Here is an 18,228-nt window from a genome sequence, read left to right as displayed (position 1 = left end):
AACCATGAAAGTTTCCGCATGAAAGTTCTAGTGGTCGGCGGCGGTGGCCGTGAACACGCGCTGGCCTGGAAGCTGGCGCAGTCCCCCAAGGTGCAGGCGGTCTACGTCGCGCCGGGCAACGGCGGCACCGCGCTGGACCCGCGTCTTGAGAACATCAATATCACGGATATCCAGGCGCTGCGGGAGTGGGCAGCTACAGAAAAGATAGCGCTGACGGTGGTCGGCCCGGAGCAGCCGCTGGCCGCCGGCATCGTCGACGAGTTCCGCGCACACGGCCTGCGGGTATTCGGCCCGACCAAAGCCGCCGCGCAGCTGGAAAGCTCGAAAGCCTTTTCCAAGGCCTTCATGAAGCGCCACGGCATTCCGACGGCCGAGTACGAAACCTTCACCGACGCCACCGCGGCCCATGCCTATGTGGACGAAAAGGGCGCGCCGATTGTGGTCAAGGCCGATGGCCTGGCCGCCGGCAAAGGCGTGGTGGTGGCCATGAGTCTGCATGAGGCGCATGAAGCCATCGAGTTCATGCTGGCCCCCGACCCGAGCTTCAACCCGCTGGGCGTCACGCACAACGCCGGTGGTGCGCGTGTCGTGATCGAGGAGTTCCTGCAGGGTGAGGAAGCCAGCTTCATCGTGATGTGCGACGGTAAAAACGTGGCCGCCATGGCCACCAGCCAGGACCACAAACGCCTGCTGGACGCCGACCAGGGCCCCAACACCGGCGGCATGGGAGCGTATTCGCCGGCACCGGTGGTCACGCCTACGGTGCATGCCCGCGCCATGCGCGAGATCATCCTGCCGACCATCAAGGGCATGGAAAAAGACGGCATTCCCTTCACCGGCTTCCTGTATGCCGGCCTGATGATTTCCGCCGACGGCAAGGTCAAGACGCTGGAGTTCAACTGCCGCATGGGCGACCCTGAGACCCAGCCCATCATGATGCGGCTCAAGTCCGACCTGTTCGATGTCATGATGGCCGCCACCTCGGGCAAGCTCGACGAGGTGGAGCTGGAGTGGGACCGCCGTGTGGCGCTCGGCGTGGTCATGGCTGCGCACGGCTACCCGCTACAGCCGCGCAAGGGCGACCTGATCACCGGCCTGCCGGTGGTGCATCCGTCCGAGGCGCCGGAAGACGTGGTGGTGTTCCATGCCGGCACCGCCACGGCTGCCGGTGGCATCAAGGCCGGCGTGGTGACCTCCGGCGGCCGCGTGTTGTGTGTCACGGCGCTGGCCAGCTCCGTGCGTGAGGCCCAGCACCGGGCCTACGAAGTCGCACAGGCGATTCATTTCGACGGCGCGCAGTACCGCAGGGACATCGGATTCCGGGCCATCAAGTCCTGATGGGCATGGATTTCCAGCCGCCGCATCCCGTGCAGTTCCAGGGGAGCGGGCCGGCCCGGGCGGTGGTTCGGGCGCTCGGCTGGCGCATTGATTTTGCAGGCCTGCCGACGCTGCAAGGCGTGATTCTGGTCTACCCGCACACCTCGAACTGGGACTTCCCCATCGCCGTGTTGCTGAAGTGGGCAGTCGGCCTTCCGGTGCAGTTCTGGGGCAAGGACACGCTGTTTCGCATTCCGCTGTTCGGGTTGTGGCTGCGCTGGCTGGGCGGCGTGCCCGTCAGTCGCTCGTCGCCCCGGGGCGTGGTCGGGCAGATGACGGCGATGATGAAACAGAAAAAGGCCGACGGGCAGTACTTCTGGCTGGCCCTGTCGCCGGAAGGAACACGTCGGCTCACCGCCGGCTGGCGCAGCGGTTTTTACCGGCTGGCGCTGGAAGCCGATGTGCCGGTGGGCCTGGCCGGGCTCGACTATTCGCGCAAACGCCTGGTCTTTCGCGATTTTGTGCGGCTGACCGGCGATGAAGACCGCGACCTGGAGCGCATGGCCAGGTCCCTGCAGGACTTCCGCGGCTTCCGGGCCGGCGCCGCGGCCCCCGTGCGTTTGATCAATTCAGGCCTGCCCCAGGCCGATACCATCGTGAAATGACCACCATGACCGATTCTTCCCACGTCCGCAGCTACTTGCTGGAGTTGCAGGAGCGCATCATCAGCACCGTCGCCGCACTTGACGGCCAGCCCTTTGTGGCCGATCACTGGCACAAGGAGCCCGGCGAGACGCTGCAGGGCAACGGCATCACCCGGATTCTGGAGCAGGGCAGGGTGTTTGAGCGCGCCGGCTGCGGGTTCTCGCATGTGCGCGGCCCCAGGCTGCCGCCTTCGGCCACGCAGCACCGGCCCGAGCTGTCCGGCGCGCCCTTCGAGGCCATGGGGGTGTCGCTGGTGTTTCACCCGCGCAACCCCTATGTGCCCACCGTGCACATGAATGTGCGCATGATCGCGGCGACGCCGGCGTCCGGCCCGACGGCTTACTGGTTCGGTGGCGGCATGGATTTGACGCCGTATTACGGGTTTGACGAGGATGCGGTGCATTTTCACCAGACCTGCAAGGACGCCCTGGGCCCGTTTGGAGAGGACAAGTACCCGCGCTTCAAGACCTGGTGCGACGAGTATTTCTACCTGAAACACCGCGAGGAGCAGCGCGGCATAGGCGGCGTGTTTTTTGACGATTTCCAGGAACTGGGCTTCGAGGGCAGCCTGGCGATGATGCGTTCGGTCGGCGATGCCTTCCTGGCCGCCTACCTGCCCATCGTCGAGCGCCGCAAGGACATGGCTTACGGCGAGCGCGAGCGCGATTTCCAGCTGTACCGCCGCGGCCGTTATGTGGAGTTCAACCTGGTCTGGGACCGGGGCACCCACTTTGGGCTGCAGTCGGGCGGGCGCACCGAGTCCATCCTGATGTCGATGCCGCCGCTGGCCGCCTGGTCCTACCAGCGTCCCGTCGAGGCCGGCTCGGCCGAGGCGCGGCTGACCACCGAGTTTCTGGTCAGGCGGGACTGGCTTTGAGTGCTGAGCCGTCAACGGGCGCAAAACGTATCGGCATTTTTGGCGGCGCGTTTGATCCGCCGCATCGGGCTCATGTGGCGTTGGCAGAGGCTGCCACGGCGCAGCTGGCGCTGGATGCCCTGCACATCATTCCGACCGGGCAGGCCTGGCACAAGACCCGAACGCTCAGCGCGCCCGAACACCGGCTGGCCATGGCCCGGCTGGCGTTTGCCGGGCTGGACCGGGTGGTGGTCGACGACCGGGAAATCCGGCGTACCGGCCCCAGCTTCACCATCGACACGCTGGAGGCCCTGCAGGCCGAAAACCCCGGTGCCCAGCTCTACCTGGTCATTGGTAACGACCAGTTCGCCGCCCTGAAGACATGGCACCGCTGGCAGGCGATTCTGGAAATAGCTATAATTTGTATAGCAAACCGCGCCGGTTCGACAAGCACTGGTGCCGGTTTTGACCCTGAAAATCAGGCCAGGCACGCGGTTTTGACCCTCAAAATGCCCCTGATGCCCGTCAGTGCCACCGACATCCGGCGGCAAATCAGTTCAGGCAGCGCCAGCCCGCAGGGCTGGACCCACTTGGTTCCGGAGCCGGTTGCGCGTTATATTGAGCGCCATCATCTCTACATTTCCCCGTAATTCCCGTCCACTCACTCATTGAAGCAAACCACTGCATGACTTCCACCCCTGCCAACACCGCCAGCACCGCTGCGAAAAAAGACGTCCAGAAACTGCAGCGAGCCATCATCGATGGGCTGGAAGATGTGAAGGCGGCAGACATCCAGGTGTTCGACACGGAGCACATCACCTCGCTGTTCGAGCGCGTGATCATCGCCTCGGGCAGCTCCAACCGGCAGACCAAGGCACTGGCCGCCAGCGTCCGTGATGCCGTGCGTGACGCCGGTTTTGCCAAGCCGCGCATCGAGGGTGAGGAAAACGGCGAGTGGATCATTGTGGATTGCGGTGCCGCCGTGGCGCACATCATGCAGCCGACGATCCGCCAGTACTACCACCTCGAAGAGTTGTGGGGCGACAAACCCGTCAAGCTCAAGCTGGGCGCGCCTGCACCGCTGGTCAAGGCGTCCAAGCCTGAAGTCGAGGAAGCGCCCAAGCCGGCCAGGTCGCGCGCTGGTGCGAAATCGTCGGGCAAGGCCGCTGCCAAACCCGCCGCCCGAAAAGTGGTTGCCCGGACCGATGACGGCACTTACGTGGGCCGCGTCGGCAAGATGACCGACTGGACCGCCAAGCGCAATGCCGCCGCACCGGCTGCGGAGCCAGCGGCCAAACCCGTCAAGGCGGCTGCCAAAACGGCTGTCAAAGCGGCGGTGAAAAAGGCGCCTGCGAAAACACCGATCGTCAAGATTCCTGTCGCCAAAAAAGTCGCGGCGAAGAAAACGGTTGCAAAAGCAGCAGCCAAGACGGCTGCCAGGAAACCCGCTGCGAAGAAAACCACGACCCGGAGCAAATGAGGCTGACGATTGTCGCCGTTGGGCAGAAAGTGCCTGATTGGGCGCAAACCGCCTACGACGACTACGCCAAGCGTTTTCCGCCTGAACTCAAGGTCGAACTCAAGGCTGTCAAGACCGAGCCGCGCGCCTCGAAGACCCTCGAAAACCTGCTGGCGGCCGAACGTCAGCGCATTGAAGCCGTGATTCCCAAGGGAACCCGCATCGTCGCGCTGGACGAGCGCGGCACCGCCGTGACCACGGTGGCGCTGTCGGCCAGGCTGACGGGCTGGCAACTGGGCGGCGATGACGTGGCCATCGTCATCGGCGGCCCGGACGGGCTGGACCCCGCGTTCAAGCAGGCCGCCCACGAGCGCCTGCGCCTGTCGGACCTGACCCTGCCGCACGCCATGGTGCGTGTGTTGCTGATCGAGCAGCTCTACCGCGCCTGGAGCATCACGGTCAACCATCCGTACCACAGGGAATGAGTGGCCCCCACGCTTGTCGCTTCGCGTACTGCGCTGCCCCCCGAGGGGGCCGCTGCGCCTGCGGACTGGCAAAGCCAGATCCGCGGCCCCTGCTGGGCTGAATCGGGGATGTGGCTTGCCTCAGGACTTCAAACATGAACGACTTCATTTACCTTGCGTCTCAAAGCCCGCGCCGCAGACAGTTGCTGGAGCAGCTGGGCGTGTCCTGCGAATTGCTGCTGCCCGGCGCCGGCGAAGACAGCGAAGCGCTCGAAGTGGTGCGGGCCGGCGAGGCGCCGACTGCTTATGTCCAGCGCGTCACGCAGCTCAAGCTCGACGCCGCCGTGGCCCGCCTGAAGCAACGCGGTTTGCCGCCGGCACCGATTTTGTGTTCCGACACCACGGTGGCCATGGGGCGCCGCATCTATGGCAAACCTGACGATGCCGCCCATGCCGAAAGCATGCTGGCCGAACTGGCCGGACGAACCCACCGGGTGTTGACGGCCGTGGCGGTGCAGCATGGCCGCAAGCGGGTTCAGGCACTGAGCGTGTCGCGGGTGACCTTTGCGCCCATGAGCCGCGCCCAGATCCGTGCCTACGTCGCCACCGGCGAACCGCTGGGCAAGGCCGGCGCCTATGCCATCCAGGGCAGGGTGGCGATGTACATCTCGCACATGAGCGGCAGTTATTCCGGCATCATGGGCCTGCCGCTGCATGAAACCGCGCTGCTGCTGCAAGCCGCAGGCCTGAAAATATAAAAAAGCGCCCCACAAGAAGACACCATGCAACAAGACATCCTGATCAACTGGTCGCCCCAGGAAACCCGTGTGGCCGTGGTCGAGTACGGGGCGGTTCAGGAGCTGCATGTCGAGCGCACGCTGGAGCGTGGCCTGGTCGGCAATGTCTACCTCGGCAAGGTGGTCCGGGTGCTGCCGGGCATGCAGTCGGCCTTCATCGACATCGGCCTGGAACGCGCCGCGTTTTTGCATGTGGCGGATTTGATGAGCAGCATCACCAGCCGGCATGCCGATGCCGACAACGCGGCGACGTCCGCGGCAGCGCTGCAGCCGATTGAAAAACAGCTGTTTGTCGGCCAGTCGCTGATGGTGCAGGTGCTCAAGGACCCGATCGGCACCAAGGGCGCGAGGCTGACCGCGCAGGTCAGCATTGCCGGCCGGCTGCTGGTGTTTTTGCCGCAGGACAACCACATCGGCGTGTCGCAAAAAATCCCCGCCGCACAGCGCGAGGACTTGCGCCAGCGTCTGCAGGCCCTGACCGGCGACATGGGCGGCGGTTTCATCCTGCGCACCAATGGCGAAGATGCCACCGATGCGGAGCTCGGCGAGGACATCGCCTACCTGCGCAAGACCTGGGCCCGCATCAAGGACGCCGCGCTGCGTTTGCCGCCGACCTCGGTGCTGCACCAGGACCTGAACCTGCTGCAGCGCGTGCTGCGCGACATGGTGGTGGAAACCACGCAGAGCATACGCATCGACTCACGCGAACAGTTCGACCAACTCAAGCTGTTCGCCACGGAGTTCATGCCGGCAACCCTGCAGCGGTTGCAACTGCACAGCGGCGAGCGCCCGATTTTCGACCTCTTCAACATCGACGAGGAAATTGCCAAGGCGCTGGGCCGGCGGGTGGACCTGAAGTCGGGCGGCTACCTGATCATCGACCAGACCGAGGCGCTGACCACGGTGGACGTCAACACCGGCGGTTTTGTCGGTGCGCGCAATTTTGACGACACCATTTTCAAGACCAACCTGGAAGCCTCGCAGGCGATTGCGCGGCAGCTGCGCCTGCGCAACCTGGGGGGCATCGTGATCGTCGATTTCATCGACATGCTGCGCGACAGCCACCGCGACGCCGTGCTGGCAGAGTTCCAGAAGCAGCTCGCACGCGACCGCATCAAGACCAGTGTCAACGGTTTTTCGGCGCTGGGCCTGCTGGAGATGACCCGCAAGCGCACGCGCGAGTCGCTGGCGCACCAGCTGTGCGAGCCGTGCAGCGCCTGCCAGGGCAAGGGCGTGGTCAAGACGGCGCGCAGCGTCGGCTACGACATCCTGCGGGAGATCCTGCGCGAGGCCCGCCAGTTCAATCCCCGGGAGTTCAGGGTGATTGCCTCGCCCAAGGTCATCGAGCTGTTTCTCGACGAGGAAAGCCAGCACCTGGCCGGCCTGAGTGATTTCATCGGCAAGCCGATTTCGCTGCAGTCCGAAGCCGCCATGGCGCAGGAACAGTACGATATCGTCCTGCTCTGAAGCATCGCCCCCGTCCTGCATGCCAGCCACGCCCGCCAGCCCCCAGCGCCCGATACCGATTCTGGTCTACCACCAGATCAGCGAAGCGCCGCCGAAAGGTGCGCCTTTCCGCAGCCTCTACGTCTCGCCGGCCTCCTTTTCGCGCCAGATGGCCCTGCTGAAGCTGCTGGGCTATCAGGGGCTGTCGATGAGCGCGCTGCTGCCTTATCTGCGCGGCGAAAAAACCGGCAAGGTGGTGGGCATCACCTTTGACGATGGGTACCGCAACAACCTGACCCACGCGCTGCCGGTGCTGCAGCGCCAGGGGTTTTCATCCACCTGTTATGCCGTCAGCGGGCTGCTGGGCAAGACCAACGAGTGGGACCAGGGCATAGGCATGGCGCAGGTGCCGCTGATGACAGCGGACGAGTTGCGCCTGTGGGTGGCCGGTGGCCAGGAGGTTGGATCACACACGCAAAACCACGCGCGTCTGCTGCAAAGCGACGACAACACCGCGCGCGCTGAAATGACCGGGGACAGGGCGGCGCTCGAAGGGCTGCTGGCCACCCCCGTGCGGCATTTCTGCTACCCCTTTGGCGAATACGCGCCGCAGCATGTGGCCATGGCTCGCCAGGCCGGGTTCCAGACCGTGACCACGACACAGCGCGGCCGCAGTTCTGCGGGGAACGACCTGATGGAGTTGCCGCGGGTACCCGTCGTGCGTTCCACCAGCCTGCCGGTGTTCTGGCTCAAGGTTGCGACGGCCTACGAAGACCGGGACCGCACGTGAGCGACTCGCCCGTCCAGCCTGAGGCCCAGCGCAGGCTGCGTATTGCGGTGCTGAACCGCGTTTTTGACCCGGCCGGGGGTGGGGCAGAGCGTTATTCCATCGCGCTGGTGGAACAGCTCGCGCAGCGCCACGAAATCCATGTGTTTGCGCAGCAAATCAGGCACCACGCGCCGGACGTGACTTACCACCCCGTTTCCATGCCGCTGCGCAAGCCGCGCTGGCTGAACCAGCTCTGGTACGCCACCGCCACCTGGTGGGCCACGCGCCGGGGTTTTGACATTGTTCATTCCCATGAAAACACCTGGCAGGGCCAGGTGCAGACCGTGCATGTGTTGCCGGTGAAATACAACCTGTTTCATGGCCGGACCGGCTGGCGGCGCGTGTTGGCCTGGGCCAAGGTCTGGAGCAGCCCGCGCCTGTTGACCTACCTGGGGCTGGAGCGCCTGCGTGTCGCGGCCCGGGGCGGGCGCTGTGTGGTGGTGACGTCGGCCAGCCTGGGGGACACCCTGGCCGCGACCTACCCGGGCACGGCGGCGGTCACCACCGTCATCACGCCGGGGGTGGTGTTGCCCACAGCACCCACCAGTGCCGCGGAACAAGGGGCTGCCCGCTTGCAGCTGGGCCTGCCGCCCGGGGGACGCTGCCTGCTGCTTGTGGGAAATGACTACCTCAAGAAGGGCCTGGGGACGCTGCTGCGGGTGCTGCGTCACCTGCCGGCGGACGTGGTGCTGGCGGTGGTGGGCAACCCGGGGCAAATACCGGTCTTTGAACGCCAGGCGCAAGCGGAGGGCGTGGCAGGGCGCGTATTTTTCCTCGGCTCGCTGCAGGACGTGGCGCCCGCGTACCGCGCGGCGGACTGCCTGGTGCATCCGACGCTGGAGGACACGTTTGCCATGGTGGTCCTGGAGGCCATGGCGCACGGCCTGCCGGTGGTGGTCAGCAGTGCCGCCTATTGCGGCATCGCCAGCCTGCTCAGCCATGGCGATGATGCGCTGCTGCTGGACGATCCGCAGGATGCCGCGAAACTGGCCGACACCCTCCAGCAGGTGCTTGGCGACGAGGCCTTGCGGCAGCAGTTGGGCAGCCAAGCGAGGGCCTTTGCGAGCCGTTACCAGTGGCCGGCGATTGCGCGCCAGCAGGAAGCGGTGTATTTCGCAACGCTGGCCGCGGCGCAGCGCTGACAAGCTGCGTTCAGGCCTTCAGGCCACCAGCTTGAAGTGTTTGCGGCTGAAGTCGAGGCCGGTGAGCAGCTCGATTCTGCGCATCAGGTGGTATTTGTTTTCCTTGCGGGTAGGCTGGTAAGTCGGGTCGATCTGCAGGTCCTGCTCGGCGCCCGTGAGCAGCCATGCCTGCACGGCTTTCGGGTGGGTTCCCCTGAAAGCCTCCAGTGCGCGCGCATCGAACTGGCTGTACTTGATCTGCATGGTCGTGGAGTCGGCCCAGTACTTGCTGACCTGGTCGAGCTTTTTCTGCATGTCCTCGTTGCGGCGAATCCAGCCGTAATGGTAGATGTGGGCGTTGGCCAGCGCCGCCTGCGGATTACGCGGGCGCTTGTGCTCGGTGGTCACCAGCCAGTACTGGCCGTCGGGCGCGTAGGAGCGGATGGTGTTCCTGATCAGCCGGCACTCGCGGCGGTACCAGCCGGGGCTGACCGAGACCCACTGCGCCGAGCCGTAGAAGTGGTGGTAGTCGAAGACCAGCGCTTCCACCGCCGGGTTGCCATGGTGCTTCTCGACGCTGGCGCGGATCGCGGCCAGGTCTTCCTCGTGAACCACCTCGTCACCCTCGAGGTAGAAGGCCCAGTCGCCGGTGCAGGAATACTGGGCGATCATTTTCTGCTGTGCGTAGACAAAGCCCCGGTCGGCCATGCGTTCGTTCCAGAGGGTTTCGATCACGCGGATTTTCGGGTCGCCAATCGCCAGCACGCGCGCCAGCGTCTCGTCATTGCCACGGCCCACGGCCACGACGAATTCGTCGACCAGTGGAAGCAGGGAACGGATCGAGGCTTCAAACGGGAAGCCCAGCTCGACGCCGTTGCGGATGAAGGTAAAACCACTGATGGAAATTGTCATGAAAGTTGCGCCACGGGGGGACTTTGCGATAGATCGGCGTCGTACAGCCCGAGCTTGTAAAGGCGCGAATAGGGGCCGTCGCGTTCAATGAGTTCGGCGTGTGTGCCGCTTTCGATGATGCGGCCGGCATCCATCACGACGATGCGGCTGGCGTGCTGGACCGTGGAGAGGCGGTGCGCAATGACCAGCGTGGTGCGGTTGCGCATCAACCGTTGCAGCGCTTCCTGCACCGCACGTTCGGACTCGGTGTCCAGGGCGGAAGTTGCTTCGTCCAGGATCAGCACCGGCGCATCCTTGTACAGGGCGCGGGCAATCGCCAGGCGCTGGCGCTGGCCGCCCGACAGCTGCGTGGCGTTGTGGCCCACCAGCGTGTCCATGCCCCGGGGCAGCTCGTCCACAAAACGCTCGAGGTTGGCCGCCTTCAGGCAGGCCAGCACCTTGTCCCTGTCCACCGCCATGCCCAGCGCCACATTCGTGGCCACGGTGTCGTTGAGCATCACCACGTGCTGGCTGACCAGCGCGAACTGGCCGCGCAGCGCGTCGATCTGCCATTCACGCAGGTCGTGGCCGTCGAGCTCGATGCGTCCGGAGGTCGGCTCGACAAAACGCGGCAACAAATTGACCAGCGTGGTCTTGCCCGCGCCTGAAGCACCGACGAGGGCCACGGTTTCACCGGGGGAGATGGTCAGATTCAGCGCATCCACCGCGGGCGCGCCATCGTCGCTGTAGGCCACACGCGCATTGATGAAACTGATTTTTCCCTCCGCCCTCGGTTTCGAAAAATCGCCACCCGGTTCATCGGGCGTTTTCTCCATCAGGTCCAGCCCGCGTTCCAGCGCCGCCAGGCCGCGTGTGATCGGGCTGGCGACTTCCGACAGGTGCTTGATCGGTGCAACCAGCATCAGCATGGCGGTCACAAAGGCTACGAACGAGCCGACCGAGGTGGTGTCGGTGGAGCTTTGCAGCAGGGCGACGGAAATGACCGCCGAAAGCGCGGCCGCTGCCAGCATCTGCGTCGCCGGGGTCATGGCCGCGGAGGCCACCACGGATTTCATGGAGAGGCGCCGCAAGGCCTCGCTGAGCTGCGCAAAACGCGTGGCCTGACTCTCCTGCGCTGCATGCAGGCGGACATCGCGGTGCGCCAGCACGTTTTCTTCCACCACATAGGCCAGCGAATCAGTGGCCGCCTGGCTGGCCTTGGTCAGCCGGTACAGGCGGCTGGAGAGCACACGCATGACCCACGCAATGGCCGGAATCAGCAGCGTGACAATCAGGGTCAGCCGCCAGTTTAGGTAAAGCAGGTAACTGGATAGCGCCAGCAGGGTCAGGGTGTCCCGGGTCAGGCCCATCACCGAGTTGACCAGCATGGACGAGCCGTTTTGCACCTCATAAACCACCGTGTTGGCCAGGGTGCTGGCGGACTGGTTCGAAAAAAGGTCCAGGCGCGCGGTCATCAGCTTCCTGAACATGGCCTTGCGCAATTCCAGCAAGCCGATGTTGGTGACCTTGGCCAGGGCAATCTGCGCGAGAAAACCGGCGAAGCCGCGCACGCCGAACAGCAGCAGCAGCGACACGGGAACCATCCAGATATCGATGCCCCCCTTGCGAAAACCCTTGTCGAGCAGGGGCTGCAGAAGGGCGGGCACCAGCGGCTCGGTGGCGGAAGCTACCACGGTGGCGCCCACGGCGATGGCCCAGGCGCTGGGGGACTGGCTGAAATAAGGCCAGATTCGGCGCAGGCGCTGGCCGATGGGGGCCGGTGACACTGCCCCCGTGGCGCCAGCAGCGGCGGTCTGCTCGGGGCCGGTCGTCAAAGCGGGGCCTCGTCGCCGGCTCCGGCCGGGGCAACCACGGCCTGGCGCATGTCGCAGCCAGTCGCAGACATCCCACGGGTCGGTGTTAACGGGTCAGGAGTGACGGTGCGGTGAAGGGCTGCGATATTGGGCATGGGCGCCGCGTCAGGCCGTGAAGTGAGCAAGCCTGCATTATCGTGGAACAATTGACGGCCAATTCCTACAAAGACCGCCGCTGGCAGCGCCCACAATCAACCGCTTGTTTGCGGAGCGTTAAATGAGGGCGGCTGGCTTGCGACATTCACCAACACCCGAGCTCCCATGACCCTGTCCGTCATCATCATCACGAAAAACGAAGAGGCCAATTTGCAGGCATGCCTGGAGTCCGTCCGTTTCGCTGACCAGTGGGTTGTGGTTGACAACGCCAGTACCGACACCACGCGCGCCATTGCAAAAGCCTTCGGAGCGGAAGTCACGGAAACCACAGCCTGGCCCGGCTTTGGACCGCAAAAAAACCTCGCCCTCGGTCTGGCCACTCAGGAATGGGTGCTATCCCTCGATGCGGACGAGCGTGTGACGCCCGAGCTGGCCGCCGAGATCCAGCAGGCGGTCCTGCATCGTGGTGCTGACGCCTTTGAAATTCCCCGCCTCACCCAGTTCTGCGGTCAGTGGATTCACCACTGCGGCTGGACGCCGGACCCGGTGCTGCGCCTTTTCCGGCGCGGACAGGCCCGCTTCAGCGACGACTTGGTGCATGAGCGCGTGATTCTGAGCTCCGGCGCGGTGGCACGGCTGAACGGCAAGCTGCTGCATTACAGCTACCCGACCCCCGCGCACTACTGGCGCAAGCTCGAGCAATACAGCCTGGCCTGGGCCACGCAGGCGCATGCGCGCGGCAAGTCCAGCTCCATGCCGAGGGCGGTAATATCGGGCATGGTCGCTTTCGTCAAAAGCTATTTCTTTCGCCTCGGCATCCTCGACGGCAGCATGGGTTTTGCCGTGTGTGCCATGCAGGCCCAGGCCGCCTTCGGCAAGTACTTCACCCTGTATTGTTTGAACCAGAAAAATGCACACCAAAAAATCTGACCCTTCTTCTACCCAATCCCTGTCTGCAGGCCGTCGCAGCTTCATCGCAGGCCTGACCGGCAGCCTGGGCGTCCTGGCAGTACAACCTGCCTGGGCCCAGTTCCGGGTCGAGGTGTCGGGCGTTGGCCTGACCCAGCTCCCGATCGCCATTGCCGGTTTTCGGGGCGATGCGCAGTCGCCGCAGAAAATTGCCGCCATCGTGCAGGCCGACCTGGAGCGCAGCGGCCAGTTCCGCGCAGTCGATACCGCCGGCCAGAACCTTGACGAAAATTCCCGCCCCGACCTGTCGGTGTGGCGCCAACGCGCTGCCGATTCGCTGCTCACCGGCAGCGTGACGCGTCTGGCCGATGGCCGCTTCGACGTACGCTGCCGCCTGTGGGACGTGGTGCGCGGACAGGACCTGGGCGGGCAAAGCTATGTGATCCCGCAAGGCGACCTGCGCCTGTCAGCCCACCGCATTGCCGACTTTGTCTATGAAAAACTGACCGGCGAGAAAGGTGTTTTCTCCACCCGCATCGCCTATGTGACCAAGGTTGGCCCGCGCTACAACCTGTGGGTCGCTGACTCCGACGGCGAAGGCGCCCAGTCGGCGCTAACCAGCCCCGAGCCGATCATTTCCCCGGCATGGTCGCCCACCGGCGCACAACTGGCTTACGTGTCGTTCGAGTCGCGCAAGCCGGTGATTTATGCCCACGATGTGGCCTCGGGAAAACGCCGCCTGCTGGCGAACTTTCGCGGCTCCAACAGCGCGCCCGCATGGGCACCGAACGGCAACCAGCTGGTTGCGACGCTGAGCCGCGATGGCGGCTCGCAGCTGTATGCCATCCCGGCAACAGGCGGCGAGGCGCGCAGGCTGACCCAATCGGCCAGCATCGACACCGAGCCGGCGTTTTCGCCAGACGGCAAATACGTCTACTTCGTGAGCGACCGCGGCGGCTCGCCGCAGATCTACCGCATGGGCGCCGGTGGCGGCAATGTCGAACGTGTCACCTTTACCGGGAGTTACAACATATCACCGGCCGTGAGTCCGGATGGTCGCTGGCTCGCCTATATTTCACGCATAGGTGGCGCCTTCAAGCTGCACCTGATGGACCTCGGCAAGGGAACCGCCATCTCGATCACCGACACCAGCGCCGATGAAAGCCCGAGTTTTGCGCCTAACAGCCGGCTGATCGTGTATGCCACCCAGCAACAGGGCAGGGAAGCCCTGCTGACCACCACGCTGGACGGCAAGATCAAGGCCCGCCTGACCGGCGCCGCCGGAGACATACGTGAGCCGGACTGGGGACCTTTCCAGAGGTAACCAGCCCGTCTTCTGCCAACCCCCTTTGTTTTTACGGAAAGTATCCACACATGAAACGCATCCTGATCTCACTCGCCTCCATCATCACCCTGACCGCCGCACTGGTCGGCTGCAGTTCCGGCGTCAAACTCAATGAAGTGCCCGTCGAAAATCGGACCCCTGCCGCAACGGCACCGGGAACCGGCGATGCAGCCGGCGTCAGCGGCCGCGATGTCGCGCCGGTCCAGATCGGTGCCACCGATCCTTCGCTCGCCGGCCCGCCCGGTGCAGCCCGCGTGATCTATTTCGATTACGACAGCTTTGTCATCAAGCCGGAATTTCAGGCGACGGTGGAAGCCCATGCGCGTTTTCTCAGCGCCAACAAGGCACGCAAGCTGGTGATTGAAGGCAATACCGATGAGCGCGGCGGCCGCGAGTACAACCTGGCGCTGGGCCAGAAACGTGCCGAGGCCGTGCGCCGCGCGCTGGGTCTGCTGGGCGCCACCGATGCGCAGATCGAGGCTGTGAGCTTCGGCGAGGAAAAACCTGCCGCTGTGGGCACGGATGAAGAGTCGTACTCCAAAAATCGTCGCGCTGAATTCAACTACCGTTAAGCCGAAGCCATGACCTTGAAGAACTTCCGGACTTCGCTGGGAGCCGTGGCGTGCGCGCTGGCCTGCGCCATGGCGTTCAACGCCCATGCGGCGCTGTTCGAGGATGATGAAGCCCGCAAGGCGATTCTTGAATTGCGCCAGCGGCTCGATGCCACAACGACCGAACTGCGCAAGTCCGGTGATGAAACCGCGCAGCTGCGTCGCAGCCTGCTCGAATTGTCCGGCCAGATCGACCAGTTGCGCGGCGAATTGGCCAGGATGCGCGGGCAGGACGAGCAGTTCGGCCGCGAACTCGCCGAAGTCCAGCGAATGCAAAAGGATTTGTCGCAGGGCGTGAACGACCGGCTCAGCCGGTTCGAACCGTCCAAGGTCAGCGTTGACGGCCGTGAGTTCGTGGCGGACCCTGCTGAAAAGCAGGAGTTCGACGCTGCGCTGGCGGTGCTGCGCAAGGGCGAGTTCGCACCGGCCCAGATCGCCTTCACCAATTTCCTCAAGCGTTATCCCCAAAGCGGCTACAAAGCACCGGCGCTGTTCTGGCTCGGCAACGCCCAGTACGCGCTGCGCAACTACCGCGATGCCCTGGTCAATTTCCGCGCGCTGGTCGCCGCCGACCCGGAACATGTGCGCGCCCCCGAAGCCGTGCTGGCCGTGGCCAACTGCCAGGTCGAGCTCAAGGACGTCAAGGGGGCGCAAAAGACGCTGGCAGACCTGATCAAGGCCTACCCGCAGTCGGAAGCCGCTTCGGTCGCCAAGGAACGCCTGGCCAGGCTCAAGTAGCCCGCATGGGCGACGGGGCAGCGCACTTCGTGCGCAGCCCCTAAAATCGGGCGATGGATATCTCCCAGCTCAACACACTCACCGCCCAGGTTCTCTGGGCGGCCTTCATTCTGGCGGCGCTTTTTGGTGCCATTGCCCAGCGTACCCACTTCTGCACGATGGGCGCGGTCAGCGACATCGTCAACATGGGCGACTGGACGCGCATGCGCATGTGGGGCCTGGCCGTCGGCGTGGCCATGATCGGCTTTTATGCGATGGCGGCCGGCGGGCTGATTGATCCGGGCAAAACGCTGTATGCCTCGAACCGCTTCATCTGGCTGTCCGCGCTGGTCGGCGGCCTGCTGTTCGGTTTTGGCATGGTGCTGGCATCGGGCTGCGGCAGCAAGACACTGGTCCGCATGGGCGGCGGCAACCTCAAGTCGCTGGTGGTGTTTTTGGTCATGGCAGTGGCCGCATTTGCCACCCTCAAGGGCATCACGGCCGTGGTGCGCGTCGCCACGGTGGACCGCGTTGCCGTCGATTTCTCGGCCAACGCCGCCTTGCCCACCTGGGCTGCGAGTGTTGCCGGTGTCTCGCCCGCCCTCGCCGGACTGGTGCTTGCGCTGGTGCTGGGTGGCGGGTTGATTGTCTGGGCGCTGGCGGGTTCCGGATTCCGCCGTTTTGACAATCTGCTGGCCGGCTTTGGCATCGGTGCGGTGATTGTCGGCATGTGGTGGGTCAGCGGCCATCTCGCTTATGTTGCCGAGCATCCCGAGACCCTGGAAGAAACCTTTCTGGCAACCAACTCCGGCCGCATCGAAGCGCTGAGTTTTGTCTCGCCGGTGGCCTACACGGTCGACTGGCTCATGTTTTTCAGCGACAAAAGCAAACTGCTGACCATAGGCATCGTGTCGGTGTTTGGCGTGGTTGTCGGTTCGGCTTTGTATTCGCTGTTGTCTCGCAGTTTTCGCTGGGAAGGTTTTCGCGATGCCGAAGACACGGGCAACCACCTGGTGGGGGCCGTGCTCATGGGGGTGGGCGGCGTGACGGCCATGGGCTGCACGATAGGCCAGGGGTTGTCGGGCCTCTCCACCCTGAGCGCCACCAGCATCGTCGCGGTGGCGGCCATCCTGGCCGGCTGTGTGGCCGGTCTGAAATACCAGATCTGGCGGCTGGAGCGCAGCGCTTGATGGTCCCTGCCGACCTGGAGCGGCGCTTCGGCGGACTGGCACGCCTGTATGGTGTGGCAGCCGCAAAAAAAATTCGTGCGGCCCATGTGGTGGTGGTGGGCCTGGGCGGCGTGGGTTCCTGGGCCGCCGAAGCCCTGGCACGCAGTGGCGTGGCGAGCTTGACCCTGATTGACCTGGACCATATCGCCGAGTCCAACATCAACCGCCAGATCCACGCGCTCGACACCACGCTGGGGCAGGCCAAGGTCCAGGCGATGCGCGAACGCATCACGCACATCCATCCCGGTTGTGCGGTGCATTGCATCGAAGAGTTTGTCGATGCCGCCAACTGGCCGGCGATTGCCGGGCTGGAGGCATACGGTCACGGCCAGGTGTCGGTCATCGATGCCTGCGACCAGGTTCGCGCCAAAACCGCCATGGCCGCCTGGGCGATGCGCCACAAGGTCAACTTCATCAGCGTCGGTGCGGCTGGCGGCAAGCGCCACGCGCACAAGGTCGATATTGAAGACCTGTCGCTGGTCACGCATGACCCGCTGCTCGCGCAACTGCGTTACCGCCTGCGCAAGGAGCAGGGCGCAGCGCGCAAGGGAAAAATCGGCGTGGCCTGCGTGTTCAGCCGCGAGGCAGTGATGCAGCCCGCTGCCCCGGCCACTGGGGTTGACGTTGCACTGGATGCCTGTGACATCGAGGACGACGCATCGAGCGACGGCAGCCTCAATTGCCATGGGTATGGATCGGTGGTCAGCGTGACATCGGCCTTCGGTTTGTGCGCTGCAGGTTGGGTGCTCAACAAAATTGCTGAGTAGTTTTTTAAAGAGCCAAAAAATGACGCTATAATTTGAGGCTGTTCTGCATCACGTGCAGTACAGACCAGGGAGAAATCCTTGGGGCCTTAGCTCAGTTGGTAGAGCAGCGGACTTTTAATCCGTTTGTCGTGGGTTCGACCCCCGCAGGCCCCACCAAATTTTTAAAGCGCCTGACTGCAAAGTCAGGCGCTTTTTCTTTGGGTACGAAAGTGGCGGTTTCATGGGCATGCTTTCGCCGCAGGGCGGATCAACGGGCACGGCCGAGCGCAATTCAATGCAAAATCAGCGCTGAAAGGTACATGCTTCAGAAGTCGCCTCATTCACGATGCGATGGATGGCATGCTCAACGCATGAACACCCCCATCCTCAGACTTCTTTACATCAGTGACGCTGCAGAAGGCCTCGACGAAGAGGCCATCACCGCCATCCTCAAGAGTGCGGAAAAAAACAATCCAACGCTCGGCCTCACCGGAATCCTCGTTTTCGGCGGTGGCGTGTTTGCACAGGTCCTCGAGGGTCCCGAACGTGGCGTGCTCGAAAAATATGTGCAGGTCATGGCCGACCACCGGCACCGCAATTGCCGGATTGTGTACATCACAACCGCTGCCGGGCGATTGTTCGAGGGTGTGTCCATGGCTGCGTTGCAGGCGCTTCCGATGGAACTGGTGCACATCGCCGAGCTCGATGCGCACCGCAAGGAAACCGTTCCCAATGAGGCCTTCGCCAGCCTCATGAATGTATTTTTCTCCCGGCTTCAGGCCCTTCCCTGATCCCTGTCGGCGCCGCAGTGCCGCG

The 18,228-nt window shown here is 64.2% G+C and carries 19 protein-coding genes and 1 tRNA gene; 18 read left to right on the top strand and 2 right to left on the bottom strand.

Features of this window, described 5'->3' with window-relative positions:
• The first annotated feature begins 18 nt into the window (after window positions 1-18).
• From purD to AAG813_RS02625, 10 genes are all read left to right on the top strand, one after another.
• Window positions 19-1,338 carry a phosphoribosylamine--glycine ligase gene (gene purD / locus AAG813_RS02670; RefSeq protein ID WP_341911550.1) on the top strand — a complete coding sequence of 440 codons (1,320 nt, stop codon included), beginning with the start codon at window positions 19-21 and terminating at the stop codon, window positions 1,336-1,338.
• A 5-nt stretch (window positions 1,339-1,343) separates the two neighbouring features.
• A complete protein-coding gene (locus AAG813_RS02665) occupies window positions 1,344-1,982 on the top strand; it encodes a 1-acyl-sn-glycerol-3-phosphate acyltransferase (protein ID WP_341911548.1) in 639 nt (212 codons plus the stop codon).
• Window positions 1,983-1,987: 5 nt separating this feature from the next.
• Complete coding sequence (hemF, locus tag AAG813_RS02660) at window positions 1,988-2,899, top strand: oxygen-dependent coproporphyrinogen oxidase (RefSeq protein WP_341911545.1); 912 nt, start codon at window positions 1,988-1,990, stop codon at window positions 2,897-2,899.
• Window positions 2,896-3,528: a nicotinate (nicotinamide) nucleotide adenylyltransferase gene (gene nadD / locus AAG813_RS02655; protein ID WP_341911543.1), complete on the top strand. Its 633-nt coding sequence runs from the start codon at window positions 2,896-2,898 to the stop codon at window positions 3,526-3,528. Before hemF ends, nadD begins: the two co-directional genes overlap by 4 nt.
• Before the next feature lie 35 nt (window positions 3,529-3,563).
• Window positions 3,564-4,358, top strand: a complete 795-nt coding sequence (gene rsfS / locus AAG813_RS02650; protein WP_341911541.1) for a ribosome silencing factor — start codon at window positions 3,564-3,566, stop codon at window positions 4,356-4,358.
• Window positions 4,355-4,822 (top strand): 23S rRNA (pseudouridine(1915)-N(3))-methyltransferase RlmH, encoded by a 468-nt coding sequence (gene rlmH, locus AAG813_RS02645; RefSeq protein WP_341911539.1) that lies wholly within the window; start codon window positions 4,355-4,357, stop codon window positions 4,820-4,822. The genes rsfS and rlmH overlap by 4 nt, the downstream gene beginning before the upstream one ends.
• 134 nt (window positions 4,823-4,956) lie before the next feature.
• On the top strand, window positions 4,957-5,559 hold the full coding sequence (locus AAG813_RS02640) for a Maf family protein (protein WP_341911538.1): 603 nt from the start codon (window positions 4,957-4,959) through the stop codon (window positions 5,557-5,559).
• Window positions 5,560-5,583: 24 nt separating this feature from the next.
• On the top strand, window positions 5,584-7,065 hold the full coding sequence (gene rng, locus AAG813_RS02635) for a ribonuclease G (RefSeq protein WP_341911536.1): 1,482 nt from the start codon (window positions 5,584-5,586) through the stop codon (window positions 7,063-7,065).
• A 19-nt stretch (window positions 7,066-7,084) separates the two neighbouring features.
• Window positions 7,085-7,834: a polysaccharide deacetylase family protein gene (locus tag AAG813_RS02630; RefSeq protein WP_341911533.1), complete on the top strand. Its 750-nt coding sequence runs from the start codon at window positions 7,085-7,087 to the stop codon at window positions 7,832-7,834.
• Window positions 7,831-9,015, top strand: a complete 1,185-nt coding sequence (locus tag AAG813_RS02625) for a glycosyltransferase family 4 protein (protein ID WP_341911531.1) — start codon at window positions 7,831-7,833, stop codon at window positions 9,013-9,015. The genes AAG813_RS02630 and AAG813_RS02625 overlap by 4 nt, the downstream gene beginning before the upstream one ends.
• An 18-nt stretch (window positions 9,016-9,033) precedes the next feature.
• Here the strand turns inward: AAG813_RS02625 and AAG813_RS02620 are convergent, their stop codons facing one another.
• Together AAG813_RS02620 and msbA are read right to left on the bottom strand one after the other, a co-directional pair.
• Window positions 9,034-9,906, bottom strand: coding sequence for a glycosyltransferase (locus AAG813_RS02620; protein WP_341911529.1), 873 nt, complete (start codon window positions 9,904-9,906; stop codon window positions 9,034-9,036).
• The gene (gene msbA / locus AAG813_RS02615; protein ID WP_341911618.1) at window positions 9,903-11,657 is read right to left on the bottom strand and encodes a lipid A export permease/ATP-binding protein MsbA; all 1,755 of its coding nucleotides are present in this window, start codon (window positions 11,655-11,657) and stop codon (window positions 9,903-9,905) included. The genes AAG813_RS02620 and msbA overlap by 4 nt, the downstream gene beginning before the upstream one ends.
• A gap of 363 nt (window positions 11,658-12,020) precedes the next feature.
• Here msbA and AAG813_RS02610 point away from each other — a divergent pair, with 363 nt between their 5' ends.
• From AAG813_RS02610 to AAG813_RS02575, 8 genes are all read left to right on the top strand, one after another.
• Window positions 12,021-12,785 carry a glycosyltransferase family 2 protein gene (locus AAG813_RS02610; protein ID WP_341911527.1) on the top strand — a complete coding sequence of 255 codons (765 nt, stop codon included), beginning with the start codon at window positions 12,021-12,023 and terminating at the stop codon, window positions 12,783-12,785.
• Window positions 12,766-14,088, top strand: coding sequence for a Tol-Pal system beta propeller repeat protein TolB (gene tolB / locus AAG813_RS02605; protein ID WP_341911524.1), 1,323 nt, complete (start codon window positions 12,766-12,768; stop codon window positions 14,086-14,088). Before AAG813_RS02610 ends, tolB begins: the two co-directional genes overlap by 20 nt.
• A gap of 50 nt (window positions 14,089-14,138) precedes the next feature.
• The gene (gene pal, locus AAG813_RS02600; RefSeq protein ID WP_341911522.1) at window positions 14,139-14,681 is read left to right on the top strand and encodes a peptidoglycan-associated lipoprotein Pal; all 543 of its coding nucleotides are present in this window, start codon (window positions 14,139-14,141) and stop codon (window positions 14,679-14,681) included.
• Between the two features lie 9 nt (window positions 14,682-14,690).
• A complete protein-coding gene (ybgF, locus tag AAG813_RS02595; RefSeq protein WP_341911519.1) occupies window positions 14,691-15,458 on the top strand; it encodes a tol-pal system protein YbgF in 768 nt (255 codons plus the stop codon).
• 53 nt (window positions 15,459-15,511) lie between these two features.
• Window positions 15,512-16,627, top strand: a complete 1,116-nt coding sequence (locus tag AAG813_RS02590) for a YeeE/YedE family protein (RefSeq protein WP_341911517.1) — start codon at window positions 15,512-15,514, stop codon at window positions 16,625-16,627.
• Entirely contained in the window at window positions 16,627-17,433 is an 807-nt protein-coding gene (locus AAG813_RS02585; protein WP_341911515.1) for a tRNA threonylcarbamoyladenosine dehydratase, read from the top strand. Before AAG813_RS02590 ends, AAG813_RS02585 begins: the two co-directional genes overlap by 1 nt.
• An 80-nt stretch (window positions 17,434-17,513) precedes the next feature.
• Window positions 17,514-17,589: transfer RNA gene (locus AAG813_RS02580), tRNA-Lys, on the top strand.
• 194 nt (window positions 17,590-17,783) lie between these two features.
• The gene (locus AAG813_RS02575; RefSeq protein WP_341911513.1) at window positions 17,784-18,203 is read left to right on the top strand and encodes a BLUF domain-containing protein; all 420 of its coding nucleotides are present in this window, start codon (window positions 17,784-17,786) and stop codon (window positions 18,201-18,203) included.
• The last annotated feature ends 25 nt before the right edge of the window (window positions 18,204-18,228 follow it).

The organism is Polaromonas sp. YR568 (assembly GCF_943371715.1).
Classification (GTDB): domain Bacteria; phylum Pseudomonadota; class Gammaproteobacteria; order Burkholderiales; family Burkholderiaceae_C; genus Polaromonas.
Note: the sequence above shows the minus strand (reverse complement) of the source record. Positions and strands in the feature narration are given on the sequence as shown.